Source organism: Rhizobium sp. CF142, assembly GCF_000281145.1.
Classification (GTDB): domain Bacteria; phylum Pseudomonadota; class Alphaproteobacteria; order Rhizobiales; family Rhizobiaceae; genus Rhizobium.
This window is the reverse complement of sequence record NZ_AJWE01000101.1, coordinates 1-16,886: the sequence shown is the minus strand read 5'-3', so window position 1 is coordinate 16,886 and position 16,886 is coordinate 1. Positions and strand designations below refer to the sequence as shown.

Below are 16,886 nucleotides of genomic sequence, written 5' to 3'. Positions count from 1 at the left end.
TCCTTGCGTCCGCCCTCCACCATGCACAGAATAGAGAAATCACTTGTACTTTTCTCGGTGACCGACATGAGCGATATCGTCCCAAGTTTCTTTGTTTATGGCGAACCGGATCGTCCTTTGGAGATCGGTTTTCTTCATGTGGAAACGGTGATGGCGCGAGCAAATCTCCATTCCGGCCAGGTCCGAGCCCACAAGCATGATCGGATGATGCAGGTCACTTTTTGGACCAGCGGCAGCGGTTTCTATTTTATAGAAGATCAACGTTTGGACTTTTTGGCGCCTGCCGTCAGCTTCGTCCCGAGCGGCGTGGTTCACGGTTTCAACGTCGATCCGCTTGTCTCAGACGCGATCGTCGTGTCGATCGCAGACAGTCTGCTGCCATCGATCGCCGGTCAGACGACCCTGCCGACCGATCGCCCGGTGATGGTGACGGGACAGGGCGCGGAGGCGCTCTGGCAGAGACTGGGGAGCACCATGCGATTGATCCTGGAGGAGTATGCCGAGGAAAGAGGGCAGGCCGACAAGATCATCCCACCGCTGACCGCTGCCGCGCTGACCCAGATCGGGCGCCTGGCTTCGGACGCGCCGATGCTGGCGCAATCGCCGCAACGCTTGCTTTCTACCGAACTTCGACGGCTGATCGACCGGCATTTTCGTGAGAACTGGCCGGTCGAGCGCTACGTTTCGAGCCTTGGCACCACGCCGCATCTTCTTGCCAAGGCCGCGCATATGGCTTTCGGCCGGGGCGTGAAGGATATGATTGCCGAGCGCCGTCTGATCGAGGCCAAGCGGCTGTTGCTTTTCACCATCCGTCCGCTTGAAGACATAGCCTACGAGGTAGGTTTGAAGGATGCCGCCTATTTCTCGCGCTTCTTCCGTACGCGAACCGGCATGCCGCCCAGCGAATGGCGGCGGCAAAACATAGTCGATGCGGATAGACGCGAATGACGGATTGTATTTAACATGTGAAGTATATTGACAGTACGACGGATCTTCGACACTCTTCCATTTTACCAGTCTCAGGTGGTTGCCGCCTTTTTGCGCTTATGGGAGATTTGCGCGAGACGAAATATCGTCGACTGACACTGTTGGGAGGCAGAGTTGGAACTCTTGAATAATCAGGCCCTGATGCAAAGCGCGTGGGCAACCGTTTCCTATGATCAATGGACCAATGACCTCCAGTCGATCTGCGGCAACTTCAATCCGAAAGCGATGGAAAGCGGCAAGGCCGTGACGGGGGCTGCCCGGCGTATCGATGTCTGCGGTATGGAGTTTGCCCATGTCTCCAATGATCTCGACCGCGTCCATCGCGATTGGGACGACATTCGCCGAGACGCCAACGAACATCTTTTTCTCATCATGCAGCTCGAAGGATCCTGCGGCGTCGAGCATGTCGGCCAGCAGGCAATTCTGGATGTCGGAGATTGCATTCTCGTCGATTCGACCCGACCGACGACATTCCATTTCGGCGGGCAGTTCAGCAATCATCTATCGCTGCATTTGCCGCGCCAGATCATGTATGCCGAAAGCCCGATCGATTTCGACATCGCCCGCAAGCTGGAAGCCTATGATCCGATGGCAATGATGCTGCAGGCGCTGGTGGCGAAGATCATGTCGACGTCGGCATCGGATGCTGCCTCTGCCAATCTGCGGCACCTGATGTTCAATGCGACGCGGCAGGCCTTCGTCTCAAATGGCGACGCCATGTCCGCTCTTAACGACAGCGCGTCGCGGCGACTGCAAATGGTCGACATACTGATCGACCGACATCTGACGGAAAGCGATCTTTGCGCCAAGTGGCTGGCGACACGGATCGGTGTATCCATCCGCACGTTGCAACAGGATTTTCAGGGTATCGGCATGACCTGCACGACGGTCATCCGTGACAAGCGGTTACGCCTCGTGCGTGAAAAGATCGCACAGATCAAAGATCAAAAGAGCGCAAGAACGATTGCGGAAGTCGCCTATTCAGCCGGCTTCAATGATATTTCCTATTTCAATCGCAGCTTCAAGGATCTGTTCGACTGCGCGCCGACCGATCTGCTCAGACCGCTGACATCAACCGCACAATAGCGCGACATGAATACTTGACGAGCCCACGACCTGTTGCGTTTCAAGCCAAGTCGTGGCGCGCTCCTGCCCAAGACGGTTTTCTTCTACCCCGCCATACTCCTTCCAAAGCTCAGGGAGGTGCCAATCGTGAAGCAGTACAGTCTGTTCATCGGCGGAACACGTATCGAGACCGCAACATATGCCGACGTTCGCAACCCTTCGACTGGCCAAGTCGTCGGTCAGATGCCGCTGGCGACGCCGGCGGATCTCGACCATGCCGTCGCCACAGCTTCGGCCGCCTTTCGGACCTGGAGTCAAGTGTCGGAAGAAGAGCGCCAGGTAGCGTGCCGTGCTATTGCCGAAAAGATCGCAGCTAATGGCGAGGAGCTTGCTCGCCTTTTGACGCTGGAGCAGGGCAAGCCTCTCAATGGTCTCGGTTCCCGGTTCGAAATCGGCGGCGCGCTTGCCTGGACGCGCCACACGGCCGAACTGAACCTGCCGGTTGAAATCCTGCAGGACGACAATGAGGGCCGTGTCGAATTGCATCGTAAACCCATCGGCGTCGTCGGTTCGATCACGCCCTGGAATTGGCCGGTGATGATCGCTTGCTGGCACATCGTGCCGGCGGTGCGTGCCGGCAATACGGTCATCATCAAACCCTCTCCACTGACACCCCTCTCGACGATCCGCCTTGTCGAGATCATGAACGAAGTGCTGCCGCCCGGCGTCGTCAATGTCATCACCGGCGAAAACAGCATTGGTGCGGCGCTGTCGTCTCATGACGGTGTCGCCAAAATGACCTTCACGGGCTCAACCGAGACCGGCAAGAAGATCATGGCCTCGGCTGTTGCGACCTTGAAGCGTCTGACGCTCGAGCTTGGCGGCAACGATGCCGGTATCGTGCTTCCCGATGCCGATCCCGCACAGATCGCTGAAGGCTTGTTCTGGGGCGCATTCATCAACAACGGCCAAACCTGTGCGGCGCTGAAGCGCCTCTATGTGCACGACAGCATTTACGAAGACGTTTGTTCAAGGCTCGCCGACTATGCCGGCAGGATCGTCATCGGCGACGGCCTTGACGAAACCAGCATTCTCGGTCCGGTCCAGAACGAGATGCAGTTCAACAAAGTTCGCGAACTCGTCGATGACGCGCGCGCAAATGGCGGCCGCGTTCTCGTCGGCGGCACGCCGATCGATCGGCCGGGCTATTTCTATCCGATCACACTTGTTGCCGATGTCGACCACGGGGTACGCCTCGTCGACGAGGAGCAGTTCGGGCCGGCGCTGCCGATTATTCGCTATACCGATATCGATGAGGTCATCGCCCGCGCCAACACCAATCCGGCGGGGCTTGGCGGTTCGGTCTGGTCGGCGGACGCCGAAAAAGCCAAACGCTACGCAATGCAGCTCGAATGCGGTTCGGTATGGATCAACAAGCACGGCACGATCCAGCCGAACGCGCCCTTCGGCGGCGTCAAGCAATCGGGCATCGGTGTCGAGTTCGGCGCCGAAGGGCTGAAGGAATTTACCACGATCCAGACGGTGCTGAGCTGAACCATGACGAACTTCGACTATATCATCGTCGGTGGCGGATCGTCCGGCTGCGTGCTGGCAAACCGGCTCTCCGAGAACCCGGCCAACAAGGTACTGCTGGTCGAATCCGGCCGGCGTGACGCCGACCCCTGGATCCACATTCCGGCAACCTTCTTCAAGGTTCTTGGCAAGGGGGTCGACATTCACCCCTATGCATCCGAACCGGAGAAAGGCCTCAACGGCCGCCCTTGCATTACCCCGCAAGGAAATGTGCTTGGCGGAGGCAGTTCCGTCAATGCGATGATCTACATCCGTGGCCACAAGAATGACTACGATACCTGGTCGCAGATGGGGTGTCACGGCTGGTCCTACGACGATGTGCTGCCTGCCTTCCGGTCACTTGAGAACAACGAGAGCCTCAATGGCGAGTTCCATGGCCGGAAGGGTGGCCTGCACGTCTCGAATCCCCGCCATCGTCATCCGCTGAGCGAAGCCTTCGTTCAGGCTGCAACGGAAATCGGCATTCCATACAATCCGGACTTCAACGGCGCCAACCAGGAAGGCGTCGGATTCTACCAGAGCACGACTTACAAGGGGCGTCGTTGGAGTTCCGCGCAGGCGTTTCTGCGCGACGCGGAGACACGGCCGAACGTCACGGTCCTGACCGAACGAAAGGTCGCCCGCATCCTGTTCGAAGGCCGGCGGGCGACGGGTGTGGCGTTGCAGGACGGGACCGTCTTCACCGCTTCCAAGGAAATCGCCCTGACGGCAGGTGCGATCGCGACACCCAAGATCCTGCAGCTTTCCGGCATTGGCGAGGCCGAGCATCTCCGCTCTCACGGCATCAATGTGGTGGCGGACCTGCCAGGCGTTGGCGCAAACTATCAGGATCATCTCGAAGTGCCGGTTCAAGGCGAAACGCACGAGCCGATCTCCATTCTCGGACATGACAGCGGGATTCGCGCGGTCGGACATATGGCGCGCTACCTGCTGTCGCATCGCGGCCTGCTCGCGTCGAACGTCGTCGAATGCGGTGGTTTCGTCGATACTGCAGGCACGGGCCAGCCGGATGTCCAGTTCCATGTGCTGCCAGTTCTTGTGGGCTTCGTCGATCGCGATCCCGAACCCGGTCACGGTCTCAGTCTCGGCCCCTGCTACCTCAGGCCGCGCTCGCGCGGCACCATTCGCCTGAGAAGCGCTGATCCGAACGACAGGGCGGATTTCAACGCCAATCTTCTCTCCGATCCGGCTGACCTCGATACGCTGGTGCGTGGCGTCGAGACAGCGATCCGCATTCTGGATGCGCCAGCACTTGCGAAGCTGGTCAAGCGACGCATCCTGCCGAAGCCGGGGGTCGAAAATGATCCTGCGGCATTGCGCGACTATATCCGACAGACTGCCAAGACCGTTTTCCATCCGGCAGGCACGGCGCGTATGGGCCGCGCAGACGATCCGATGGCGGTCGTCGGAGCCGATCTGAAGGTGCGCGGCGTCGAAGGGCTGAGGGTATGTGACGCGTCGGTGATGCCGACGCTGGTATCGGGCAACACCAATGCGCCGGTGATGATGATCGCAGCCCGCGCCGCCGCCTTCATGACAGGCAAGGCGATTACCGGCTGAGGCAGGGGTTCCACCATGGAAGACGTCCGCGGGGAGTGCGGACAGCAACGAAAACTGGAGGAGGAAACGATGAGAATAGATATGAGGGGGCTGGTCGTCGGTCTCGGCCTGACGCTGCTTTCGGCGTTCAGTGCCCATTCGGCCGCGTCCTGCGGCGACAATACCGGCAAACCGGCGACCGGCGAGCCGATCGTCATCGGTGCGATCACCGGCAAAACCGGTCCGGATGATTTTTCGAACTCGACCAGGGCCGCCAAGGCTTATTTCGACTGCTTGAACGCCAATGGCGGTATCAAGGGGCGACCTGTCAAATATCTGGTGGAAGACGATCAGTGGAATCCCGAGACGGCCGCTCAGCTGGCCGCCAAGCTCGTCAACGATGAGAAGGCGGTGCTGATGGTCGGCAATTCGAGCTTTGTCGAATGTGGCGCAAATGCCGATTTCTACAAGAAATCCGGCATTGTCGTCGTCGCTGGCGTCGGTGTTCCTCGCGAATGCTTCTTTGCCGAGAACTACGCAGCCACGAATGCCGGACCGCGCGTCTCCACGCTGGGCGCCATGGGCTATGCCTTGGATCATCTCAAGGCAAAGTCGGTCGTTTGCATCGGTCCGAACATCCCGAACGTCGGTACTTGGTCCTGCGACGGTATTGCATCGCTGGCCAAGGAAAAAGGCTTTACTGCCGAAACGATCCTGATGGATCCCGGTACGGCCGACTCGACCTCGACCATACTGCAAGCCGCGGCTTCCAAGCCTGATGTGATTATCCTCGGCCTTCCCAAGGGCGTCACAATCCCGCTTCTGACCGCGGCCGAAGAACAGGGGCTCAACCAGACCATCAAATTCCTGAGTGCCGCGTCGGCTTACGATCTTTCGGTGCCCGGCACGATCGGCGCAGGCTGGGATGGAAACTTCTATGTCAATATGGAGTTCAACGATCTTGAGGCTGCGACGCCCGACAATCAGAACTGGCTTGCCGTCATGGACCAATATGGCCAGCCTTCCGATCCGCGCGACACGTTCGCCCAGGCCGGATATCTTGCCGCCCGCATTGCGGAAAAGGCACTGATGTCACTCGATCCCAAGGACATCACGCGCGAAAGCACCAGCGCCGCTGTCCGGCAGGTCAAGGGTTTTGCCAGCGACATTTTCTGCGCGCCCTGGTATTTCGGCGATGGTCAGCCGCGCCACAATGCGAATTCAACGACGCGCATGGCGGTCAGCGAAGGCGGCAAGTGGAAGGTGATTTCCGATTGCGCACCATCACCCGATCCGGAGTTGGCCGATATCCGCGCCTTTGAAAAGAGCGCCGGACTTGCGCCGTAAATCGAGGCATCACGCATCATCCCGTGGCCTGAGCCACGGGATACGCTTGCCAGCTATCTCTTCGGCCGCCACATCGGAATCCGCTCATGACCTTCTTACCATTTCTCATATCGGGTCTCGGAATTGGGGCCGTCTATGCCCTCTCAGGCGTCGGCCTCGTCGTTCTTTTCCGCGCGACCGGGGTACTCAACTTCGCCTTTGGTGCGTTTGGTGCTATCGGCGCGCACTGCGCCTGGCAGCTTCTCGAATGGAAAATGCCGCTTGCCGTTGCTATCCTGGCAGCCGTCGTCGTGTCCACGGCAATAAGCTTCCTTTACGGACGCATCTTCGCACCCATGCTGTCGCATCGCGACACGGTCGTGCGTGCCGTCGGGACCTTGGCGCCGGCTCTGGTGCTGATCGCCTTGATGGGAGTGATCTGGGGTGAGCTGCCGCGTCGCCTGCAGTTTCCGACCGATCAGATGTTTGTTTCCCTCTTCGGCGTTCGCCTGACCTACACGCGCATCATCGCCATCCTGCTTGCGGTCGTCATGGTCGGCGCGATCACGCTGCTGCTCAATCGAACGCGCCTTGGCCTTGACATGCGAGCCTTGGCGAACGACCGCGACCTGAGCGCAATCCTCGGTGTTCGCATCCTCTACACCGAGACGGCCGCCTGGGTCATTACTGGCGTCTTCTCCGGTTTCGCCGGCCTGCTACTTGCCGACCTCGTCCGCCTGCAGGGCACGTTCCTGACGTTGCTGGTGATCCCAGCGATCGCGGCCGCAATTCTCGGTCAGTTGCACTCGCTTTGGCAAACGGCTGTCGCCGGGCTTCTGATCGGCATTGCCGAGGCTGCGCTTACTCCGCTCGGCTGGATATCGCCCTATCGCGCGGCCGCGCCTTTCATTATCGCGCTCGTCGCGGTCACGATTTTGGGGAGTACGGCCAAGGCCGTGTTGAAGGACCGATGATGACTTCGCAGCCGATCATACAGGCATTACCGGAACGCGTCCCGGTGACGCGCTTTCCCAAACAGCTTCTCCAGGTCCCCGCGACGATGGCTCTGTTTGCCGCCGTGGTCATGGGCTTTGCCAATTCCTATTGGCTCTCGGCGGCGACCTCTGCGGTGGCACTGTCGCTCTCGGTGGCGGGTCTGGCGATCCTCTATGGGCAGCTCGGCCTCGTCTCACTCTGCCAATTCGCGCTTGTCGGGGTTGGCGGCTGGGTAACGCTTCGCGTCGGCCACGCCTTTCACCCGCCGTTCGAAGTCAGCCTTCTGGCCGGAGGGATCATCGCTTCCGTGGTCGGCCTCGCCTTCGGCTTGCCGGCTCTGCGCCTGAGGGGGCTTTATCTTGCCCTTGTCACTCTGATGCTGGCGGGTGCATTCCAGATCATCATCAGCGCCTGGGGCTTTCCCGACGGCGGCGACGGTTTTCTCGGCCGCGCCGACGGTTCCGGCCGCGCCATGTTGCCTCGGCCCGAGATTGCCGAGGGAGCGGTCGGCTATTTCCTCTATGTTTGTCTTGCCGCGACGATCGCTCTGCTGATCGCCCAATGGCACAAGTTGGGACGACCCGGCCGCGCCTGGGCTCTGATCCGCAAGGGCGAGACGGTTGCCATTGCAAGCGGCGTTGATGTCCTGACTTACAAGGCGTGGGCGTTCGCGCTTAGCGGGTTCCTCGCGGGTGTTGCCGGTGCACTTCTGGCCGGAAACGTCGGTCAGCTCGATGGTCGTGCCTTTGGCGCTTTCGAGAGCTTGAATCTCTTCGCGCTGGCGATCGTTGGCGGTGTCTACAACTGGTACGGGGCGCTGATTGCCGGGCTGCTGCTGCGAGCGGTCCCGGCATTGCTGACCGATCTCGGCGTCGATGGCTATGTGACCATCGGCATTTTTGGTGTCGCGCTGTTCCAGGCATTGGCCACGGCACCATCCGGCATTGCCGGGCAGATCGCATCGCTGGCTGCCCGGCTGCAATTCCGTTCGGCAAAGGAGAGAGCACGATGATCGCCATCGACAATCTCGTCGTCCAGTTCGGTGGGGTCAGGCCGATCAATGATCTGACGGGAACACTCGCCGCGCCGATCGCCGGCCTGATTGGCCCGAACGGCGCGGGGAAGACGACCCTCCTCAATGTTCTCTCCGGTTTCGTCAGGCCGGCTGAAGGCAGCGTTGCGCTGAATGGCGATCAACTTCTGGACCTTACCCCTCTGCAGCGCGTGCGTGCGGGCCTGCGCCGCTCTTTCCAGACAGAGCAGGTCGTCGAGGATCTTACGGTGTCGGGCAATCTCGCCGCGATTGCAGACCACGTGGTCGCGCCGCTACATCGCACTGCGGCCATTGATGGCGCCCTTGCCTTTGTTGGTCTTCGAACAGTGGCCGACAAGCTCGGCCAATCGCTCAATCTCTTCCAGCGCCGTTTGGTCGAGCTCGGCAAATGCGTGATCGGCAATCCCAAGCTTATCCTGCTCGATGAGCCCGCAGCCGGCCTGACCGAAGAGGAGGGCGGCATGTTTCGCGAACTCATATTGCGCATCCCCGCCGAAGTCGGGGCGCAAGTGCTGGTGATCGATCATGACGTCGAGCTCATTCGCGCCATGTGCAGCGAAACGATGGTGCTCGACTATGGAAAACTGCTGGCGTTGGGGCCGACGGAAATCGTGCTTGCAGACCCGAATGTCCGCCGCGCCTATCTAGGGGAGTTTTGAGATGGCAGCGATCTCATCCGTGGTCGTCGAAAACCTCGCCGTCGAGCGCGGTGGCAAGCGGGTCATTCACGATCTCTCCTTTGCGATACGGAGCGGAGAAATCACCGCGTTACTGGGTGCTAACGGTGCAGGCAAGTCCAGCACAGTCATGGCGCTGGCTGGCGTCCTGCCTGTTGCTCGCGGCGCGATGCGGCTCGACGCGATGTCACTAAACGGGCTTTCGCCTGATCGCATCCGCCGGGCCGGTCTCGCGCTGGTGCCGGAGGGGCATCGGGTGCTCGGCCAGCTCTCGGTGGAAGACAACATTCTCGTTGCCGCGCTCGACGGCTCGCCATCCGCCCGCCGCGAAGGGCTCGAAAGAGCCTATGAGATATTTCCGGAACTTGCCCAGCGCAAACGCCAGCTAGCTTCCGATCTCTCAGGGGGGCAGAAGCAGATGGTTGCGATGGCACAGGCATTCATCGCCAAGCCGGGCTTCATGGTGGTCGATGAGCTTTCGCTTGGGCTGGCGCCGACTGTCGTCAAACGGCTGGCGGAAGCGCTGAAGATGGCGGCCCAAAACGGCATTGGTGTGCTTCTCATCGAACAGTTCGCCAATCTTGCTCTCGATCTTGCCGATCACGCGATGGTCATGGAGCGCGGTCGGCTGGTCTATGACGGCGCCTCCGCGACGTTGAAGGCCAATCCCGAAATCCTGCATGGCGCCTATCTCGCCAGCTGATCTCAAGGAGAGATGATGACCTTTGCCAACGATCCTTTTGCCGGCCGCACGGTCGTTATTCCCGGCGGAACATCGGGCATCGGGGCTGCGACGGCTGATCGTTTTGCCGAGCTCGGTGCCCACGTCGTCTGTTGTGGCCTTGGCGCCATGACCGGGCCGCGCAGCGAGCGCATCGAGAGCCGGGAAATCAATGTCCTTCAGCCCGGCGCTCTCGACGATTTCTTTGCGACCCTCGATCAGATCGACGTCCTTGTAAACTGCACCGGCGTCAGCCGTGATCGTGACGAATGGGAGAAGAAGAAATTCGACGAGGTCATCGCAATCAACCTGACGTCGGTCATGGATTGTTGTCGCCTGGGTCGTGGACGGATGAAATCCGGATCGTCCATCATCAACATTGCCTCCATGTATTCGACGTTTGGCGCGGCCGACCGGCCAGGTTATTCGGCGAGCAAAGGGGCGATCGTCCAATTGACCAAGTCGTTGGCGCAGGAATTTGCTGCGGAAAATATTCGCGTCAACGCTGTCGCGCCGGGCTGGATCGTAACACCACTCAGCCGCGCATTGTTTGCCGATGAGATCGTCTCGACACCGATCAGAAATCGCATTCCGGCAGGACGATGGGGCGAGGCGGCGGAAGTCGCCGACGCGATTGTGTTCCTGTCGTCCGAGGCGGCGCGCTACATAACCGGCGCCTGCCTGCCGGTCGACGGCGGCTACCTGACCTCATGAGGAGAGATCGTGGAACAGGTTTTCTCATCCGTTGAAGTTGCAAAAGGGAAAGACTTTCCAAGTGTTGCCCGCAGTTTGTTCGGCAATGTGCGGCTCGATTTTCAACGTGGCGACGAAGACAAAAGTCGGCTGGTGTCGGCAATGCTCGGTACCTGCCGCCTGACGCGGCTGGAAGCGGACACGCATACCGTTTTTGGCGGGCGTGTGACCCTCGGCTCGGACAATCCCGATGCCATCAAACTAGTCGTCCAGACACACGGTTGTTCCTCCCTCACCCAGAATGGCCGCCACGTCCCCGTGGGTGCCGACGCGATCGTCATCTATGATCCAAGCCGTCCCTACGTGCTGACCAACAGAACAGCTGTCCGCCTGCTTCTTCTGCAACTGCCCCGGCGCGCACTACCAGCTGCAGCGGTCACCCGGTTGATGGAGCCGTTTGTCGCGATGCCCGAGCACGCGGGGATGCAGCGGATCCTGCTTTCGCTGATGGATGCGACAATCCGAGAGATCGGCGAGTTGGACGACACAGCGCGCGCCAGCCTCGGCCAGACGATGATCGAACTCGTTCGCACCATGATCGGCGTCGATCCGCAGCGGGAAAGATCAATCGCCCATTCCCTCGACCTGCTGCGACGGCGTGTGAAGGACTTCGTCTCGGACCACATTTCACGGCCCGATCTCGATGTCGGCATGATCGCGCGCCGTATGGGGTGCTCCGTACGCTATGTCTATCGCGCCTTCGAGGTCGAGGGCACGACACCGGCCGGCTATATCTGGAGCCTGCGGCTGGAAAAAGCCGCGTCCCGGTTACGGGACGCTACATGCCGCCCGGGCGAAATATCCGAGATTGCCTTTGCGCTCGGGTTCTCTTCGAGCGCGCATTTCTCCCGGGCGTTTCGCGGCCGTTACGCGCTTTCGCCCTCCAAATGGCGAAAGATCGGTGCCGCGTGAATTCGGTTACGCGGTGCTTCCGCATTTACCGCATTGCATCCGCCACACGCAGCGTGTCGGTAAATTGTTCGAAACGCCGAATCTTGTCGTCTGCGACGCCCCAGACGTGGACGACACGTGCCTTGAAGGACTTGCCGGTCTGCTTGTGAGTCCCTGCATAATCACCGATGCCAATGACGTCGCTGCCGGAATCCAGCAGGCGTTCCAGGGTGAAAGTATATCCGTCGAAAGCTTCTCCCAGTGTAACGAAGACATTTTTGAAAACCTCTTGCGGACCGACATAAGTGCCGGCACAGGGAAAGCCATCCATTTCCGTCCATCGGCAATCAGCAGCGATGTCGGCTAGCATGCCGTCCATGTCACGGCGCTCGTTGGCGTCGTAGTGTGCCTTTACGATCTCATAGGCTGTGCGCATCATTCTGCCTTTCAAACTGGTTCCTGTCCGGGAAGGTAGTAGGTCATCGACGCCTTGCGGATGAAGGCGCCGGCCGGGCTGTTCTGGATCCGGCCATCACCGGTGATGCCGAGGAACTTGCCGGTCGAACGCATATCTTTGAAATTGTAGAAGAATGTCGAGGCAACTGCGATTTTGAATTCCCGAAACGTGAAAATGTACTGGTCTTCATCGAACTTATATGTTGTCGTCAAGTCGACGTCGCCGTGCCCGCGTTGCACGCCGACGAGGCATTGCCAAGCATAACGTTGCGACGAGAGATAGGTATGCTCGTAGACGTGGTTCGGGCTATAGGTGAAATGCGCTCTCAGCCCGATCAGGTCGCGGCTTTCGGCCGGCACCGGTCCGCTGACCGCCCCGCCTTCGACAATGCCGGGCCGAAAAATCTGCGCCACCTGGGGCTCTCCGACGGCGTCTTCCCTTTCGCGCACTTTCGAATAGATCGACAGAGCGCGGCGTCTGGAAACATTGAGGATTAGCGTCTCGGCTTCTTTGGGTCGACCCGAAAAGATAATCTCGATGAAGAAGGTGTCGGGCCCGACCTCGATGACCTCAACCTTGTCAGCTGCGCTGTCTTTTCCGTCCGACCACTGCACCTTATCCTCTTGAAAGGCGAGTTCGAGCTTGCGGCCATCGTCAAAAGCAATCCGGTGGGATGAGCCGGCAAAGGCATTCGTCGGCGGCAAACGGTTCGTATCGATGCCGTATGCAAATTCATCGTAGGTTTTCCAGTCTTTCGGATTCTGGCCCATAATGTCTCCTCCTTAAGCGAATGCGAGCGTGGGTAGATCGACGGTTCCGGCTCCGCCGTCGACTGTCAGGATAGCGCCGTTGATCATCGCCGCATCCGCCGAGGCCAAGAAGCAAACGGCATTTGCGACATCTTCAGGCGTTGCGGGGCAGCCAAGCGGCACGTCCTTCGTCACAAGCGCATAGGCTTCCTCAATGCTCTTCAACTTGAATTTCTTCACGATAAATTCCATCTGCTCGTCGGCCATGGCTGTCGTCACCCAACCTGGGCAGACAGTGTTGGTCCTAACGCCGAGGCGGCCGTAATCTCGAGCAAGCGACTTTGCCAGGCCGATACAGGCGTGTTTCATGGTAACGTAGCCTGCGGCATCGGGACCCGCAAAAAGCCCGGCTATCGAGGCAAGTATAACGATGTTGCCTTTGCACTCGATCAGATGTGGCAGCGCTTCGCGCGCACTGACAAAGGCGGTGTTAAGATTGAGCCGGGCCGCCAAGTCCCAAGTCTCGTCTGACATACTGACCGTCGGACCGACACCATGACCGCCTGCATTGGCTACGAGAATATCCAGGCCGCCATACTTCTCGGCGACGGCAAGGACGGCTGCCTTCATGTCGGTGCCGTCAGCAGCGTCGGCAACCACGACGGTTGCTCCGATCTCTTCGGCGACGGCGTGAAGCGGGTCAGGACGGCGCCCAACGAGCGCAACATTTCCTCCCTCCAATCGAATGCGGCGCGCGACTGCAGCCCCAATTCCTGTTCCCCCACCCGTAATCAGGGCGGTCTTATCCGCGAAACGCATGAAATCTCCTCTCATCCTTGAAGCCATTATGGCCACAAGCAGTGGAGCCGTCGTGTCCAGGTCTGCAGTTAGTTTTGACTGAAAGTGCACAGGTTGGATTGAAGTGGCGATCGCGGCTAGTCGGTCGGCGGTGGTCGCCTGGATCCGGACCGCGAAGCATTCGACCTCTACGGCGACGCTGTCGACCCAATGGTGTTCAGGCTGGATCAACGCGATTTGGCGCGTTTATCTTGCAACGAGATATCGGCCTCCCAGTCAGATCGCGGAACGGCTCGAACACATGTCCGATGTGGCTGGCCGATCCGCCTTGCGACCGCCACAAGACGACCGCGGGATCATGTGTTTACGCCCGATGAGAAGGTCTTATCTTTGCACGATGATGTCGTTTTGCGGGCTATCGCCGCCTGTGATCCAATGAGGAGACAAATGCATCGATCTGCCGATCCACCCAGAATTCGGAGAAGGCAGCGCGCAGGTCGTGCGCGACTACTTTCTCGAACAGATCGATGGCACCGAGGTCGTCGCGGAATTGCGCCAGCGTGCGGGGATGCTAACAGGACCTTGCAGCAATTGTCCTTGGCGACGGGAGAAGCGATGGCGAGCTGAGCGGCACGGGCGCGTTACTCTCTTGGGCAAGATCTTGAACCCAAGAATCGACCATGAGGCGTCCGGCGGCAAAGTAGGCGTTCGCGCCAAACCAACGGATCCAGTTGCTATATTGATGCGTCACGGTGCTTGCGGAAGATGTGAAAGCAATTTTTCGATTGTCACCGGATAATCCCGAATGCGAACGCCGGTGGCATTGTAGACAGCATTGGCAATTGCCGCGGCGACACCGGTGTGCCCAAGTTCGCTCACGCCTTTCGCCTTCATAGGCGAGGATAGCGGATCCAGTTCATCGAGGAAAATGACGTCCTGTTGTGCAATATCGGCATGCACGGGGACCTCGTAGCTGGCAAGGTCATGATTGACGAAAAACCCTCTGCGTTTATCGACGACCAGTTCCTCTGTCAGGGCAGCGCCAATACCCATGGTCATCGCGCCCAGGATCTGACTTCTCGCAGTCGTTGGATTGAGGATTCGGCCGGCGGCACACACTGAAAGCATGCGTCTGACGCGGATCTCGGCAGTATAGGGATCGACAGAAACCTCGGCAAATTGCGCCCCGAATGTCTGTTGTTCATATGTCTTGCCGAGATCGCCGAATTCGATCCTATCTTCTGCAACTATGTCGCCATCCTTGGCCGCCTCCGCCAGCGGGATGCGTCGTCCAACGGAGTGGACATGGGCGTCAGCAAACTCAGCCGCCGCAAGGTTAAAGCCGAGTGCTCTGAGAACCGCCTCCCTCAATTTGATGCAGGCTGCGTAAACGCCTGCGGTCGAAGAATTTGCGCCGCGTTGACCTGCGGATCCCGACGCCCTGGGGAAGCGAGAGTCGCCAAGGCGGACCGTGACCATGCTGATGGGCAGTCCCAGCATCTCTGCTGCGGTTTGGGCGATGATCGTGTACGTGCCGGTGCCGATATCCGTCATATCGGTCTCAACGGTCACGCGGCCCTCAGCGTTGAGCCTCACGCGCGCCCCAGAATCACGGACGCGATTTCCACGGATAGCCGAAGCGACGCCCATCCCGATCAGCAATCCTGCGTCCCGAACAAGACCGGGTGTGGCAATGCGTTTTGCCCAACCAAACCGCTCTGCACCCGTCCGTAGACACTCCACGAGCTGACGCGTGGAAAACGGGCGCTCGGGATGCTCCGGATCGACCTGGGTATCGTTCACAATGCGAAAGGCAACGGGATCGATCCCAAGCTTCTCCGCCATTTCATCCATGGCAATTTCGAGCGCCATCAGGCCAGAGGCCTCGCCAGGTGCGCGCATGGCACTGCCTTCAGGCAAATCAAGCGTTGCAAGTCGCATCGCGGTGAAGCGATTTTCGCCAGCATAGAGGAGGCGAGTGGCAATAACAGCGGTTTCTGGCACGCCGCCTGATAGATTGCCTGACCAGCTTTCGTGCGAAATGGCGGTAATTCTGCCCGTCGGTTCCGCGCCGAGCCGGATGCGTTGTCTGGTTGCCGCGCGATGGGTCGTGTTGTTGAACATCATTGGTCGCGTATGGGCAACCTTCACCGGCCGACCCGAGGCGCGCGCACCGAGCGCCGCAAGAACCGCATCGGCACCGACGGTTGCCTTGCCGCCAAAACCGCCACCGATGAAGGGAGAGATCAGACGCAGATTTTCTTCTGGCAGATTGAATATCTTCGACAGGTCGCGCATCCCCCAATTGATCATCTGCTGGGACGACCAAAGGGTCAGGTGATCATTCTGCCACACCGCAAGAGTGGCATGCGGCTCCATCATTGCATGCGATTGGTCGGGGGTTGTGTAGATTTCCTCCAGACGGAACGGGGCGTCTTGAAAGGCTCGATCGAAATCGCCAACCGCAGTATCAGCGTTCGCATCTTGCAAAGGGCAGGCTGTCTCGATCGCTTCGCTGAGATCAAAGGCGCCAGCTTCTTCAATATAGTCGATACCGATCAGATACGCCGCGGCTTGAGCCTGCTCGAAACTTTCCGCCACAACCAAGGCAACCGCTTGATGATAGTGCTCGATTTCAGGTCCCGCGAGAGGCTTGGCGACCAAAAACTCCCCTTGACCGAGTGCTCCTGCAGTCTCGGCAGTTACGATCGAGATAACGCCAGGCGACGAGCACGCCGCGTCGAGGTTAATCGACGCAATTTGACCCTTCGCGATGGCCGAACCGACGATATAGCCATAGGCGGCATTCGTGGTGGCATCATGCCATTCGTAGGCATAAGTGGCCGCTCCGGTGGCCTTCAAGGGGCCATCAATGCGTTCAATCGGCTGGCCAATCACCTTGAGTTGGTCGATTGGATTGTTAGAGGCAGGCTGGTCAAATCGCATCGTTCCGGCCTTTAGCAAGCACCTACATTCCTGCTAGTTTAGGCCAATAACATTGCTGAACTAGGCGTTATAGACGCATGTGGTTATAAGCCCCGCTAATAAATTTCCGTCCCGCAACCCAATCTGGCGGGCGCGGTGACATCATCGCGGTCTGTGCTAGATTGGGCACGATTTTCGGAGCCTCGCGCGGTGGAACGTCGGCTGGCAGCAATCCTGATCGCAGATGTTGTTGGCTATGGCAAGCACAGCCGTACCGACGAGGAGGGTACGCGCGAGCGTTTCAACCGCGACCTTCATGAATTGATCGAGCCAGCCATCGCACGGCATGCGGGGC

Annotated in this window: 15 protein-coding genes; 11 read left to right on the top strand and 4 right to left on the bottom strand. The window is 59.4% G+C overall.

The window, feature by feature from the left end; all coding sequences use genetic code 11:
• Positions 1–21 precede the first annotated feature (21 nt).
• From PMI11_RS22825 to PMI11_RS22775, 11 genes are all read left to right on the top strand, one after another.
• Positions 22–948 (top strand): helix-turn-helix domain-containing protein, encoded by a 927-nt coding sequence (locus tag PMI11_RS22825; RefSeq protein ID WP_007821779.1) that lies wholly within the window; start codon positions 22–24, stop codon positions 946–948.
• Between the two features lie 153 nt (positions 949–1,101).
• Positions 1,102–2,073 (top strand): helix-turn-helix domain-containing protein, encoded by a 972-nt coding sequence (locus PMI11_RS22820; RefSeq protein ID WP_007821777.1) that lies wholly within the window; start codon positions 1,102–1,104, stop codon positions 2,071–2,073.
• Positions 2,074–2,199: 126 nt separating this feature from the next.
• Entirely contained in the window at positions 2,200–3,606 is a 1,407-nt protein-coding gene (locus tag PMI11_RS22815) for an aldehyde dehydrogenase family protein (protein WP_007821776.1), read from the top strand.
• A gap of 3 nt (positions 3,607–3,609) precedes the next feature.
• Positions 3,610–5,205: a GMC family oxidoreductase gene (locus tag PMI11_RS22810; protein WP_007821775.1), complete on the top strand. Its 1,596-nt coding sequence runs from the start codon at positions 3,610–3,612 to the stop codon at positions 5,203–5,205.
• Positions 5,206–5,274: 69 nt separating this feature from the next.
• Positions 5,275–6,531 carry an ABC transporter substrate-binding protein gene (locus PMI11_RS22805; RefSeq protein ID WP_007821773.1) on the top strand — a complete coding sequence of 419 codons (1,257 nt, stop codon included), beginning with the start codon at positions 5,275–5,277 and terminating at the stop codon, positions 6,529–6,531.
• 86 nt (positions 6,532–6,617) lie between these two features.
• Positions 6,618–7,484: a branched-chain amino acid ABC transporter permease gene (locus tag PMI11_RS22800; RefSeq protein WP_007821771.1), complete on the top strand. Its 867-nt coding sequence runs from the start codon at positions 6,618–6,620 to the stop codon at positions 7,482–7,484.
• Positions 7,481–8,518, top strand: coding sequence for a branched-chain amino acid ABC transporter permease (locus PMI11_RS22795; RefSeq protein ID WP_193385625.1), 1,038 nt, complete (start codon positions 7,481–7,483; stop codon positions 8,516–8,518). Before PMI11_RS22800 ends, PMI11_RS22795 begins: the two co-directional genes overlap by 4 nt.
• Complete coding sequence (locus PMI11_RS22790; RefSeq protein WP_007821767.1) at positions 8,515–9,219, top strand: ABC transporter ATP-binding protein; 705 nt, start codon at positions 8,515–8,517, stop codon at positions 9,217–9,219. Before PMI11_RS22795 ends, PMI11_RS22790 begins: the two co-directional genes overlap by 4 nt.
• 1 nt (position 9,220) lies before the next feature.
• Positions 9,221–9,940: an ABC transporter ATP-binding protein gene (locus PMI11_RS22785; RefSeq protein WP_007821765.1), complete on the top strand. Its 720-nt coding sequence runs from the start codon at positions 9,221–9,223 to the stop codon at positions 9,938–9,940.
• 15 nt (positions 9,941–9,955) lie between these two features.
• Positions 9,956–10,672, top strand: a complete 717-nt coding sequence (locus PMI11_RS22780) for an SDR family NAD(P)-dependent oxidoreductase (RefSeq protein ID WP_007821763.1) — start codon at positions 9,956–9,958, stop codon at positions 10,670–10,672.
• A 9-nt stretch (positions 10,673–10,681) separates the two neighbouring features.
• Positions 10,682–11,623, top strand: a complete 942-nt coding sequence (locus PMI11_RS22775) for an AraC-like ligand-binding domain-containing protein (RefSeq protein WP_007821761.1) — start codon at positions 10,682–10,684, stop codon at positions 11,621–11,623.
• 25 nt (positions 11,624–11,648) lie between these two features.
• Here the strand turns inward: PMI11_RS22775 and PMI11_RS22770 are convergent, their stop codons facing one another.
• From PMI11_RS22770 to paoC, 4 genes are all read right to left on the bottom strand, one after another.
• Positions 11,649–12,038, bottom strand: coding sequence for a nuclear transport factor 2 family protein (locus PMI11_RS22770; protein WP_007821759.1), 390 nt, complete (start codon positions 12,036–12,038; stop codon positions 11,649–11,651).
• A gap of 11 nt (positions 12,039–12,049) precedes the next feature.
• On the bottom strand, positions 12,050–12,829 hold the full coding sequence (locus PMI11_RS22765; RefSeq protein ID WP_007821756.1) for a MoaF C-terminal domain-containing protein: 780 nt from the start codon (positions 12,827–12,829) through the stop codon (positions 12,050–12,052).
• Between the two features lie 12 nt (positions 12,830–12,841).
• A complete protein-coding gene (locus PMI11_RS22760; protein ID WP_007821754.1) occupies positions 12,842–13,627 on the bottom strand; it encodes an SDR family NAD(P)-dependent oxidoreductase in 786 nt (261 codons plus the stop codon).
• Between the two features lie 726 nt (positions 13,628–14,353).
• A complete protein-coding gene (paoC, locus tag PMI11_RS22755; RefSeq protein WP_037071938.1) occupies positions 14,354–16,552 on the bottom strand; it encodes an aldehyde oxidoreductase molybdenum-binding subunit PaoC in 2,199 nt (732 codons plus the stop codon).
• Between the last annotated feature and the right edge of the window lie 334 nt (positions 16,553–16,886).